This window comes from Candidatus Brachybacter algidus (assembly GCF_016707225.1).
In the GTDB taxonomy this organism is placed as follows: Bacteria; Bacteroidota; Bacteroidia; order Chitinophagales; family Saprospiraceae; genus Parvibacillus; species Parvibacillus algidus.
This window is the reverse complement of the sequence record NZ_JADJID010000001.1, coordinates 859,142-871,532: the sequence shown is the minus strand read 5'-3', so window position 1 is coordinate 871,532 and position 12,391 is coordinate 859,142. Positions and strand designations below refer to the sequence as shown.

The following is a 12,391-nucleotide window of genomic DNA, read 5'->3' as shown; positions in this document are numbered from 1 at the left end:
CAATCAAATTGATTCCTAAAATATTAACGTATTTGGCTATTTCTATTTGCCTATTTGTCTTTAGATCTGTGAATGCGCAGACTACTTTGCCAAAGGCAAGTAAGATTCCTGAAAAAAAGGTTATGGAGGTAAACCCGCCAAAGACAACCTTCGAAAAATACGAACCATCCCCATTAGACTCAGATACAAGTTCACGAAAATTAACAGTAGAAAAATCAAAGTTTGTAATTTCTCCTGATGTAATGCCAGCTTATATCGGAGGCGAAGTGGCATTATATAATTTCATTCAAGATTATATGATATATCCAAAGGAAGCAAAAACGAATAGCAAAGAAGGAATAGTTGTTGTAAAATTTACTATTGAATCAGATGGACGTGTCACCTCACCAGAGATAGTTATGGACAATGTAGGATATGGTGCTGTAGAAGAAGTTAAAAGATTAATCAGTTTAATGCCAAAATGGAAACCAGGCTACCTTGAGGGTCAACCGGTACCTGTGGATTACACCATGCCTGTTAACTTTAAAATCAAATAATTAAGTCGTTTAAAAACTTTTATAAATCCTTGATTGTTTAATTTTTGTAATTTTGCATCTTAATAATTCAACATAATGACAGAAGAAAGCACATTAACAGCACCTATAGGACTTACTGACGGTGCAGTGAAGCAATTGAATCTTGTAAAAGAATCTCAAAATATACCGGCTGAATTTGGCCTTAGAATTGGCGTAAAAGGCGGTGGATGTTCAGGATTAAGCTATGAACTAGGTTTTGATGAAAAGAAAGCCAGTGATGACACATATGTAATCAATGGTCTTGAGGTCTTCATACAGAAAGCACATGCTATCTATTTAATAGGTATGGAAATTGATTGGGTAGAAGGATTAAATAACAGAGGATTTTCTTTCAATAATCCTAATGCTAAGAGCACGTGTGGCTGTGGAACTTCGTTTTCAGCATAAGATTTTGCTTATAAAATATAAAAGGCTGTGAATTCATTTTCACAGCCTTTTTTGTTTTTATAAATTATTTAGTAACTTTATACCGATGAAGTAATTCATCAATTTTTAATTAATTCAATAACCCATTACCCTAAATCACCACCTATCAAAAATTATGTATTTGCATTTGTAATGCTATGTCTTGGTTATACCAATGTTGTCATCGCACAAAATACTAATGAACCTAAAATTGATTCTTTAGAAAGAGAAATCGAAATTCAAAAGAAAATTAACTCTCTGGAGTATGAACTGCTACTTTTAAAAAATGAGCCAGTTCCTATCGAAGAATCTATCCAAATACGCCGCAAACGAAATGCTCAAAATGGGTTAGGAGTTGGAGTAGCGCTGACTAGCGTAGGTATTCCTTTACTTATTACAGGAATAAGAAATCGAGATGAGTTGGTAATTCCTGAATTACTTATCTTTGGCAGTATCTTAACTTTAGTTCCGGGCAGTATACTCATTCTTGCAAACGGTATAACCTTAGGCAATATGAAAAAGAATGAACAACATGCCGTTGAATTAAGAACTACGAGCTCGGGAATTGGGCTGAGTTTCAAATTAAATTAGGCATTAAATGGTATAAAAATAAAGCCCCGAAAATACTTTCGGGGCTTTGTTTTTATTAAAAGATACGGATTTACACCGCCTTCGTCTCCGACAGCAATGTTATCTTCAATCCTGTCTTCTCATCATTCATTACGGCTGAGAATGTAGATCCTTCCTGAGGATTCTCATTCAGGATAAATTCTGCCAACGGATCTTCTATGTGCTTCTGAATAGCTCTGTGCAAAGGTCTTGCGCCAAACTGTGGATCATATCCCTTGTCAGCAACAAATTCCTTTGCTTCCTGAGTCAATTCCATCTTGAATCCAAGCAATTCCAATCTTTTATATAAGGACTGTAATGCAATGTTTATGATGTCAAAGATCTCTTCTCTACCTAAGCTATTGAAAATAACCACATCGTCGATTCTGTTAAGGAATTCCGGTGAAAATGTTTTCTTCAAAGCAGCTTGTATAACACTTTTTGAATTCTCCTCTTCAGCTTCTACTCTAGATATCGTATTGAATCCAACTCCGGTACCGAAGTCTTTCAACTGTCGCACTCCTATGTTTGATGTCATGATTATCATCGTATTCTTAAAGTCGACTTTTCTACCAAGACCATCCGTTAATTGTCCATCATCCAATACTTGTAGCAAGATATTGTACACATCAGGATGCGCCTTTTCGATCTCGTCAAGCAGTATTACTGAATATGGTTTTCTGCGTACTTTTTCGGTCAACTGTCCACCTTCTTCATAACCCACATATCCCGGAGGGGCTCCGATCAATCTGGTCACAGAGAATTTCTCCATGTATTCACTCATATCGAGTCTCACAAGACTATCATCTGAATCAAATATATATCTGGCAAGTGCCTTTGCAAGTTCCGTCTTACCAACACCTGTCGGACCAAGGAAGATAAAGGAACCAATAGGTTTCTTAGCATCTTTCAGACCTATTCTATTACGTTGGATAGCTTTCACTACTTTCTCGATGGCAGGATCCTGACCGATGATCATCTGCTTAATATCAGCATTCATATTGACCAACTTGTTGCTCTCATTTTGAGCTACACGTTTCAACGGAATACCTGTCATCATGGAGACCACTTCAGCGATATCGTCTTCATCCACCGGATATCTCTTAGACTTAGCATCCTCTTCCCACTTCACTTTTTCTTCTTCAAGTGTTCTGGAAAGTTTAGACTCATCATCTCTTAGATCAGCCGCTTTTTCATACTGTTGATTTTTAACAGCCTGATTCTTTTGCTCCTTGATATCCTCTATTTGTTTCTCGATGTCTTCGATATGTTTCGGAACGTGGATATTTTTCAAGTGGACTCTTGCTCCTACTTCATCCATCACATCGATGGCTTTGTCAGGAAGGAAACGATCACTGATATATCTGTCACTCAATCTGACACAAGCTTTGATGGCCTCATCAGAATAAGTTACGTTATGAAACTCTTCATATTTAGAGCTGACATTTTTAAGAATGATGATGGCTTCTTCAGCAGAAGGCGGATCTACGATCACTTTCTGGAATCTTCTGTCAAGTGCTCCATCCTTTTCAATATATTGACGGTATTCATCTAAGGTAGATGCTCCGATGCATTGCAATTCTCCTCTTGCCAAAGCAGGTTTGAAGATATTGGAAGCATCAAGGGAACCTGTTGCTCCACCGGCACCAACTATCGTATGAATTTCATCTATGAAAAGGATGACATCGCGTGTCTTCTCCAATTCATTCATGATGGCTTTAATACGCTCTTCAAACTGACCTCTATACTTGGTGCCCGCTACAAGAGCAGCAAGATCAAGCATGACGATTCTTTTATTGAAAAGTGTTCTTGACACCTTTTTCTTCAAAATTCTCAAAGCAAGGCCTTCTATGATTGCAGTTTTACCAACTCCCGGTTCACCGATGAGGATAGGGTTGTTTTTCTTTCTACGGGACAATATCTGGCTGACACGCTCGATCTCCACTTCTCTACCGATAATAGGATCCAACTTACCTTCTTCCGCAAGTTTTGTGATGTCTCTTCCAAAGTTATCCAACACCGGAGTTTTGGATTTGGAAGCACCTTTCTTCTGATATCTTGATACGCCTTCATCTTCGATCGGATAGTCATCGCCACTTCCGGCAGACATATTAGAGATGTCAGGCCATTCATTGGTGAAGTCGTTATTGATCATATAGTCGAGCTCCGTTCTGTAACTCTCATAGTCGATATCGTACTTTTTGAGGATCTTGGACGCCATGTTGTCCTTGTGTTTAAGCATACTCAATAGCAAGTGTTCTGGGCTGATCTCGTCCGTCTTGAATAACTTTGCTTCGAGGAAAGTAACTTTAAGTACTTTTTCGGCGTGCTTATCCAAAGGAACATTGCCCAGATTGATTGTTGCTGATACTTGACTTTTATCTTTGGCTGTATCTTCAAGTAATTTTATCAATTCATCGAAATCCACATCCATAGATTCCATAACTTTACTGGCTTTGCTATCTCTGTCAGCCATTAGGCCTAAGAGAAGGTGCTCTGTACCAATGTAGTTATTTCCAAGCCGCAAAGCCTCATCCCGACTCTGCGTGATGATCTTTTTTACTTCAGGTGAAAACTTCTTGTTCATTTTAACTCCTTTAATTTTGTAATTTCTTTATTAGAGTGGTCTTTGTTTTCATACTAGTAATACGTAAAAAAACAAGATTTAGTTTAATACTCATTACAAGTATAACGACTTATCACTTTAAAAAAAAATAAAATATGATATAATTCAAAATATATTTACCTATATGAAATAATTGTACCGTAAATTAATGCAATCAAAACACAAAAGACCGTAAATATTAGGTTAATCGTAGTATGCTATCACTAATTATTTTGAATAAAATCGTTGTTTTAATAGGATTTTAACACAATAGAATCTACAAAAACAATATTTGTCAGAATAAAATATACTATATTTGCGCTTTAAAATTTGAGGAAAATTTAACATAATTTTACTTCCTCATGACAAAATTACAATAAAGGATTAATAACTATGAAATATTCAATTGATAAGCAAGATCATTATGCCATAATGACACTTGAAGAAGAGAACTTAAATTCTATTTTAGCTCCGGACCTTAAGTCCGAACTTGTTATCTTTAAAAATGAAGGCCTGACAAATCTTGTTATCAGCCTGGCGAAAGTAAAATACATAGATTCAAGTGGATTGAGTGCGATTCTTACCGGGAATAGATTGTGGAAAGAAAACGGCAGCTTTATTCTAACTGAAATAAACCATGCCTCGGTAAAAAAATTGATCGAGATATCCAGATTGGAATCTATACTCACCATCATACCTACTATTGAAGAATCTCTTGACTATGTCCTCATGGACGAAATAGAAAAAGAACTAAATGCTAGTACGGAAGAGGAATAAGTGAATGCTTCTTTAACTATACTTGGCTCCAATTCAGCACTTCCGGCACACGGTCGGCATCCTTCTGCTCAATTATTAATTATTGGCAAAAATCATATATTAATAGATTGCGGAGAAGGAACACAATTCCAGTTTAATAAATACAGGCTCTCCAAGATGAAGGTCAGCCATATATTTATATCGCATCTTCATGGAGACCATGTCTTTGGTCTACCTGGATTTCTGACCAGTTTAATTCTCTTAAGCAGAACAGAACCAATTATAATTATTGGTCCAGTTGGAATTAAAAGAATGATGGAGCAAATCTTCGAAGCCACTTCAGCACATTTTACTTACGAAATTGATTTCATTGAAACTGATACAGAAAAGTCTTCCATAATTCTGGACAATGAGAATTTTACTGTTGAAAATATACCATTGAAGCACAAAATACCATGCAATGGGTATTTATTCAGGGAAAAACCCAGACAAAAAAATATTAGACCTGAAATCATAGAAAAGTATGGTTTAAATCCAGCGCAAATCATCTCATTAAAAAATAATGAAAAAATACAAATGGATAAAGGAGAACTGACTCCCGAAGAGGCATTGTACATCAAACATACCCCTAAATCTTACGCTTATTGCAGCGATACCAGCTATCTGCCAGGTCTATCCGAACTTATCCAGAATATAGATCTTTTGTATCATGAAGCAACTTATCTGAAAGATTTCACAATAAAAGCAGCAGAGCGCGGTCATAGTACAGCAAGTCAGGCAGCACAATTGGCAAAGGATGCAAATGTCAAGAAATTGCTGATTGGTCACCCTTCATCCAAATATGCTGATGTTCAACCACTAGTAGATGAGTCCTTAGAAATATTTTCAAATACTGAATTTGCATTCGAAGGAAAGACGTTTGAGCTGTAATTTTCCAGACATATAATCAAATATCAAATATATTTAAGAATTTTAATTTAACAACAAATAGCTATATATCAAATAGTTACAAAACAACCAAGTACATATTTTTAATAATATTTAAAAAAAAGTTATTATAAGTTTTGGTTTAATAGATAAAAATGTAGCTTTGCACCGCTTTAGAAGAAAAGCATTAACAGCTACTTGATCCTGTAGCTCAGCTGGTAGAGCACATCACTTTTAATGATGTGGCCCTGGGTTCGAATCCCAGCGGGATCACTATAATTACAGAAGGAAGTCTTACGACTTCCTTTTTTTTTGCCCATTATATTCAATAAGACTTTGATCTACTATTTCAGGATTTTGCATGAATCACAATTCATGCTTTCTAATTGAATCCAATCATTTTATGTATAACTGAAAAGATAATCAATCATAAAAGACATTCTTTTCTTTTAAAATAAATTACCAATATTAATAATTTACGAATATTGGCTACTGTTACATTAATTTATTTTAATGTAATAATCAAATTATTTCATTAATTTCACTTAACATTTACTCCCATGATTCATATAGAAGTCTATTTTTCTGAATAGACGATGTTAAGTATTAAAAAAAGTCAGTATTCACATTTAACCTTTTAAATACAAAACTATGAATTTGCAAAAAATTTTAATTGGCACAATTACAGCAGGTGTCAGTCTGTTTTTCCTTGGATGGCTCATCTATGGCAATTTGCTGATGGGATATATGACAGAAAGTACCAATTTTTCAAATAGCCGACCAATGGAGGACATGGTTTATTGGGCTATGATTGCTTCAAATTTAATTACAGGGCTTTTGCTGACCTTGATACTCACATGGACAGGGAGCGTCAGTGCCACATCAGGAGCAAAATATGGTTTCATACTAGGCTTTTTGACAGGATTGGCTTTTGATCTTAACATGCATGCTTTATCAACTGTTTTTAAGTCGATGACTCCAATTATTGTCGATTCTTTAGCTTCGGGCGTTTTAGTAGGTATCGCTGGTGCCATTACCGCATTGGTGCTTAGCAAGGTAGGAAAAGCATAAATAATAATTATAACATTAGGGGGTTGGCATTCTTGTTCAACCCTTTTTTTTGGAAGTTTGGTGTTTGATGTTTGTTGTTTGATTTCTGTTTACAATTTTTTTCGGGATTTAAAAAATTCATACACTTAAGGTGATTTGTATTCCTATATTTGATAAAATTTAAAATTCAAGAATAAAATTTCTTTATGCTGAAATCAATGCTTTCATTATTTGGCTTCCTTTTATTTTACTCATTATCTGCGCAACCCACTGCTCCTTCTGAATTTCCCGGAATACAATTAGGCGTTAAATTTACTCCACATCACACCGTATTGGATTATTTTACCAAAGAAGCAGCGAATAATTCAAACAGTATCAAGCTGATCAATTATGGCACTACTAATGAAGGTAGACAGCTCATCGCTCTATTCATTTCTACACCGGAAAACTTAAAAAATTTAGAAGAGATCCGTTTGAATAATTTGCGCAATGCAAAGCTTATAAATGATGGTAAAGTGAGCAGCATTGGCAAAAAATCCATCGTTTGGCTTAGTTATAATGTCCATGGCAATGAAACATCCGGCACAGAAGCTGCGCTGAATACTTATTACAAGCTGATGACTGATAAGAATTTTGATGTGTTGTTAAAAGACCTAATCATAATCATCGACCCATGTCTAAATCCTGATGGTAGAGAAAGGTACACCAACTGGCTTACATCAATGTCCGGAACAAATGCCGATACTAATCCTTGGGCCAGAGAACATCAGGAACCTTGGCCGGGGGGAAGGGCCAACCATTACTATTTCGACCTCAATCGAGATTGGGCCTGGCAAACTCAAGTAGAATCTAAAGCTCGACTTGCGCTCTATAATCAATGGTTACCTCAGGTTCATGTCGACTTTCACGAACAAAGCGTGAATAACCCATATTATTTCGCTCCTGCTGCAGAACCATTCCATGAAGCTATCACTCCTTTTCAGAGAAGTTTTCAGAAAACGATCGGTACAAATAATGCTAAATACTTTGATGATAATAGTTGGCTATATTTTACTAATGAAAGGTTCGACCTATTCTACCCTTCCTATGGCGACACCTACCCTATTTATACAGGAAGTATAGGGATGACTTACGAACAAGCAGGTGGCGCAAGAGCAGGAGTAGCTGTAAAGGTCGACGACGAATCTATACTAACACTTAAAGACAGGATAGATCACCATACTGCGACTGGAATGTCAACAATAGAGGTCGCTTCAAAAAATGCATCATTGCTTTATGACGAATTCGTTAAATATTACTCGAATGTAATGTCAGTCTCCAAAAAGGATTACAACACTTTTGTTCTAAGATTTAACAAAGGAGATGAAAACAGATTTGAAAGCATAAAAAAATTAATGGACTTGAATCTTATCCAATTTGGTTCTGGTTCAGGCATAATAAAAGGTTACGATTATTTCTCAGGCAAATCGGTAGATTATGAAATCAAAGATCAAGATCTAGTCATTAAAACACAACAGTCAAGGTCTAGTCTCATCAAAGTATTGTTCGAGCCAAAATCTGTGTTATCTGATTCTGTCACGTATGACATTACCGCCTGGAGTCTACCCTATGTCTATGGTATTGATGGCATTGCTTCCTTTCAACAGGTCGTGACCACACCCTATTCATTAAAAAAAGAAAGTACACCACTTTCAGAAAGCTATGGCTATGCACTTGCGTGGAATGGTGGAAATGCTTCTCGAGTGGTTGCACAATTGTTAAAGAAAAAAATCAGGCTTAGATATAGTGAACACCCATTTACAATCAATGGCAAATCTTTTGACCGAGGTACCGTTCTGATATTAAATGATGGCAATCAATCTAGGGCTGAATTGCTTGCCATTCTTAATAAAGCAGCCGATAAATACAATGCGATCTTCACACCGATCAATGGTGGAATGGTTGACAAAGGTTTTGATATGGGCAGTGGAAAAATACGTTTTATCAAACCTCCACGTATTGTATTGATGAGTGGAGAAGGCAGTGTTTCCTATGCTGTTGGTGAAGTGTGGCATCATTTAGACAAAGAACTTGACTATCCCGTCAGCCTTGTGAATACTTCTAATTTCGCCAATATAAAGTTTTCAGAAACTGATGTCATCATCCTTGCTGATGGCAATTATAAATTCCTTCGGGATAAGGAAATGAGTGAAATACTTAGAAACTGGATCTCACAGGGAGGCCGACTCATCGCTTTGGAGGCTGCGGTGGATCAGTTGACAGATCTGAAATGGATCAATCTCCGAAAGCGCAATACAAAGGATACTACAGATAAAGACCCATATAAATTCCTCAAGACATACGAAAACAGAGAGAAGGATGAAATCTCAAACATCAGTCCGGGCGCTATTTACAAGGTTTCTATGGACAATTCTCACCCATTGGCTTTTGGATATCCTCCCTTTTATTTTTCCCTTAAACAGAATAACTCATTTTATGAATACATAAAGGAGAATGGCTGGAATGTAGGAGTGATCAAAGCAGATCAGCAGATACAAGGATTCGTAGGCTCCAAATTAATTCCAAAATTTAAAAACTCCTTTGTTTTCGGCACACAGGAAGAAGGTCGCGGCCAGATTATATTCCTGACAGACGATATTCTTTTCCGTAATTTTTGGGAAAATGGAAAGTTGATGTTTGATAATGCGCTGTTTTTAGTGGGACAGTAATTAATGAAGAATGCTGAAGCAAAGCGTAAGTCCCGCCCAATGCGGGGAAAAATGCTAAAGTAAAGCGAAAGTCCCGCGCAATGCAGATAAGAATATGGTAGCTAAACGAACTAGCCAACCGCAAATAAGAGAAGACAAGAGGCCCAAGCTAAATTATCACTATTATTAGGAATGAATAATCTTACGTGGGTTAATATGTTTACTATTATCTAACTCATCTTTTTATTCAGATTTAATCCTTTAGATTGAATATATTTGAGAAAAATAAGCCTCACGTTTATTGCGCATATATGTCCAAATGAGCGATATATGCGCTACAATGTGAGCGATATAAATAAGTTAACGCCAAGTTTAGAAAAACACTGCAAATTTGAATGATTAGCACTTTGAATATAGAAAATAAGAAACTGTCAGGAATCTATTGTATTGAAAACTTGATTGATTCAAAAAAATACATTGGTTCAACGACTAATTTTCAGAAAAGGTATTCAAAACATCTATTTGAACTCAAAAACGAGATACATTCTTCACATCATTTGCAGCAGGCTTATTTAAAATATGGAGCCAGCAACTTTAGATTTGATATCATAGAATTATTCGACAAGGAAATACCTGATTTTGAAGAAATTTTATTAAAGCTAGAAAATCAATACATTGAAAAAAAATGAATCAAACAATAAGAAATATGGATATAATCTCAGAATATCAGCCTTTAGCAATTATGGAATAAAACATTCTCTTTCAGCAAAGACACGTATCAAAGGGAAAAAACTTTCAGCTTCAACAAAAGAGAAAATGTCACTTGCTAGACAAGGAGAAAAACACCCAGCGGCAAAACTTACAAAACAAACGGTAAAGGAAATTAAGATATTATTAGAAAAAGGTGTTCGCAATACTAATATTGCAAAGTTCTTTAATATCAATAAATCATCAATTAATGACATAAAAAATGACAATAAATGGCAAAGTGTTATACCAACAAAGGATGAAATTGATTCATTCGATATTAATTTGCTTGATTTAAAAGCACAAAGTAGATTAAATGATTATCAGGTTCTTATGATAAAATTTCTTCTACGAAAAGAAATTCCAAATTATATAATTGCGGATTATTGTAATATCAGTCAAAGAATTGTAACTGAAATTAAAAATGATAAAACATATACACAAGTAGATTTAAATGACCAAATATTTAATGAATTGCTGGAAGAATTTAATTTTAAAAAAATAGAATACCTCGTAAAAAAAAATCAGGAAAAAAGAAGTAAAATAAATAAAGTAAAAGCCCTTGTTGGAGAATTAAATCCATCTTCGAAACTGACTAAAGAAAATGTTTTAGAAATAAAAAAATTGCTAAATAGTGGCCTAACGTTACAAAAAATTAGTAATACTTTTAATGTTACTATAGATTGCATTGCAAAAATTAAAAGTGGTGACAATTGGGCGCATTTAACAGGGATTAGAAAACAAAGAACTGGACTTTTAAAAGGTTCAAAACATCCAAACTTTAAGCACCCTGACAAAGTCGTACTAAAAATAATTGAATTGACAAATATTGGATTAACAACTAAAGAAATCTGTAAAGAACTGACACTTGAGAAAACTTTTGTAAATAGGGTGAAAAGCGGAAAAACACGTTCTGAGTTAACATTAATAAAAACCAGGCGTTAACATGCGGTATAAAACATTGGGGATTAAGTGGTTATTCGATCATTCTGCCACGCAACAAGTTTTGTGTAGCTGGACAGGAAAGTAGCCCGCAACCCCCAACATTTCATACCGCCAAAACGTTAGGCTTAATGCTAAGACCGAACGTGGAGACAATAATCGCAGACAAAAGTAACTTTGGACTATCAAATAAGAGATGGCGGACGAAATAAAAAAACTGAAATTCAAACAAAATGCACCACTTCAAATTGAGGTAGTTCCGTTGGACAGTTTGACCAAAGTAAACAAAGCTCATTTAATAACGCCACATCGAACAAATTTTTACCACGTTTTTCTCTTTGATAATTGCCAACCGACACATTATGTAGATTTTGAAAAAATAAAAATACAACCCTATAGTTTACTGTTTATAGACAAGGATCGAGTACATCAGTTTGACCAATTGCTGAACTACGAAGGGCGAATACTCATTTTTACTGAGGACTTTTTCTCGGACAGTAAATTTTTACGAAGTTCTATATTGTTCAATGACCTTTCCAAACAGGCGACTATTAAACTTAATCAGAAATCTCTACAACTATTTATAAGGCTTTGCGACAATATTACAGAAGAATTGAATTTGCCTGATGATGACACAAAACATTTTATTCTTAAAAATCATTTGCACAATTTTCTATTGTTAGCTGAAAGGGAAAAACGAAAACAAGGTTTTGGAGATTTAAAAAAAGGTGCTGACCTTGACTATACTTTACTATTCCGTGATTTATTAGAAACTAATTTCACAAAGCTGAAAGCAGTAAATGACTATTCTTCTCAATTATTCATTTCAGAAAAGAGATTAGGACAAGCGACTTCAAAAGTTTTGGGCAAAACTCCAAAAGAGATAATCAATGAAAGAATACTATTAGAGGCAAAGCGATTTTTGGTTTATAGCCACCTTACAATTAAAGAAATCGGACAAGATCTAGGCTTTGAAGACCCAGCCTATTTTGTTCGCTATTTCAAAAAAAACACCGAAACTACACCCGTAGAATTTCGAGAAAAGTACCTTTCTAAATAAACTTTCCCAAAAGTACCATACAAAGGCT

At 35.3% G+C, this 12,391-nt stretch carries 11 protein-coding genes and 1 tRNA gene; 11 read left to right on the top strand and 1 reads right to left on the bottom strand.

All coding sequences use genetic code 11. From position 1 onward, the window contains the following. Positions 1–32: 32 nt before the first annotated feature. The 3 genes from IPI15_RS03615 to IPI15_RS03605 all read left to right on the top strand — a co-directional run bounded on the left by IPI15_RS03615 (position 33) and on the right by IPI15_RS03605 (position 1,571). Positions 33–536 (top strand): energy transducer TonB, encoded by a 504-nt coding sequence (locus IPI15_RS03615; protein ID WP_287400779.1) that lies wholly within the window; start codon positions 33–35, stop codon positions 534–536. A 75-nt stretch (positions 537–611) separates the two neighbouring features. After that, positions 612–962, top strand: a complete 351-nt coding sequence (locus IPI15_RS03610; RefSeq protein ID WP_287419209.1) for a HesB/IscA family protein — start codon at positions 612–614, stop codon at positions 960–962. Between the two features lie 171 nt (positions 963–1,133). After that, complete coding sequence (locus IPI15_RS03605; RefSeq protein WP_287400777.1) at positions 1,134–1,571, top strand: hypothetical protein; 438 nt, start codon at positions 1,134–1,136, stop codon at positions 1,569–1,571. A 70-nt stretch (positions 1,572–1,641) separates the two neighbouring features. Here IPI15_RS03605 and IPI15_RS03600 read toward each other — a convergent pair whose 3' ends face one another. Then, a complete protein-coding gene (locus IPI15_RS03600; protein WP_287400776.1) occupies positions 1,642–4,176 on the bottom strand; it encodes an ATP-dependent Clp protease ATP-binding subunit in 2,535 nt (844 codons plus the stop codon). Between the two features lie 411 nt (positions 4,177–4,587). Between IPI15_RS03600 and IPI15_RS03595 the strand changes: the two genes are divergently transcribed. From IPI15_RS03595 to IPI15_RS03560, 8 genes are all read left to right on the top strand, one after another. Continuing rightward, a complete protein-coding gene (locus IPI15_RS03595) occupies positions 4,588–4,971 on the top strand; it encodes an STAS domain-containing protein (RefSeq protein ID WP_287419208.1) in 384 nt (127 codons plus the stop codon). Then, a complete protein-coding gene (locus IPI15_RS03590; protein ID WP_287419207.1) occupies positions 4,972–5,880 on the top strand; it encodes a ribonuclease Z in 909 nt (302 codons plus the stop codon). A 197-nt stretch (positions 5,881–6,077) separates the two neighbouring features. After that, positions 6,078–6,150: transfer RNA gene (locus IPI15_RS03585), tRNA-Lys, on the top strand. Between the two features lie 378 nt (positions 6,151–6,528). Further along, a complete protein-coding gene (locus IPI15_RS03580; protein ID WP_287400771.1) occupies positions 6,529–6,948 on the top strand; it encodes a hypothetical protein in 420 nt (139 codons plus the stop codon). A gap of 185 nt (positions 6,949–7,133) precedes the next feature. Next, positions 7,134–9,635: a M14 family metallopeptidase gene (locus tag IPI15_RS03575; RefSeq protein WP_287419205.1), complete on the top strand. Its 2,502-nt coding sequence runs from the start codon at positions 7,134–7,136 to the stop codon at positions 9,633–9,635. A 386-nt stretch (positions 9,636–10,021) separates the two neighbouring features. Then, positions 10,022–10,303, top strand: coding sequence for a GIY-YIG nuclease family protein (locus tag IPI15_RS03570; protein WP_287419204.1), 282 nt, complete (start codon positions 10,022–10,024; stop codon positions 10,301–10,303). Further along, on the top strand, positions 10,290–11,306 hold the full coding sequence (locus tag IPI15_RS03565; protein WP_287419202.1) for an NUMOD3 domain-containing DNA-binding protein: 1,017 nt from the start codon (positions 10,290–10,292) through the stop codon (positions 11,304–11,306). Before IPI15_RS03570 ends, IPI15_RS03565 begins: the two co-directional genes overlap by 14 nt. 268 nt (positions 11,307–11,574) lie before the next feature. Continuing rightward, positions 11,575–12,363, top strand: coding sequence for a helix-turn-helix domain-containing protein (locus IPI15_RS03560; RefSeq protein WP_287419201.1), 789 nt, complete (start codon positions 11,575–11,577; stop codon positions 12,361–12,363). Positions 12,364–12,391: the final 28 nt, after the last annotated feature.

Bases quoted from the DNA above. Each gene is read 5' to 3' on its own strand.
- IPI15_RS03600 (WP_287400776.1), bottom strand. From the start codon at position 4,176: ATGAACAAGAAGTTTTCACCTGAAGTAAAAAAGATCATCACGCAGAGT.
- IPI15_RS03575 (WP_287419205.1), top strand. From the start codon at position 7,134: ATGCTGAAATCAATGCTTTCATTATTTGGCTTCCTTTTATTTTACTCA.
- IPI15_RS03595 (WP_287419208.1), top strand. From the start codon at position 4,588: ATGAAATATTCAATTGATAAGCAAGATCATTATGCCATAATGACACTT.
- IPI15_RS03580 (WP_287400771.1), top strand. From the start codon at position 6,529: ATGAATTTGCAAAAAATTTTAATTGGCACAATTACAGCAGGTGTCAGT.
- IPI15_RS03610 (WP_287419209.1), top strand. From the start codon at position 612: ATGACAGAAGAAAGCACATTAACAGCACCTATAGGACTTACTGACGGT.
- IPI15_RS03605 (WP_287400777.1), top strand. From the start codon at position 1,134: ATGCTATGTCTTGGTTATACCAATGTTGTCATCGCACAAAATACTAAT.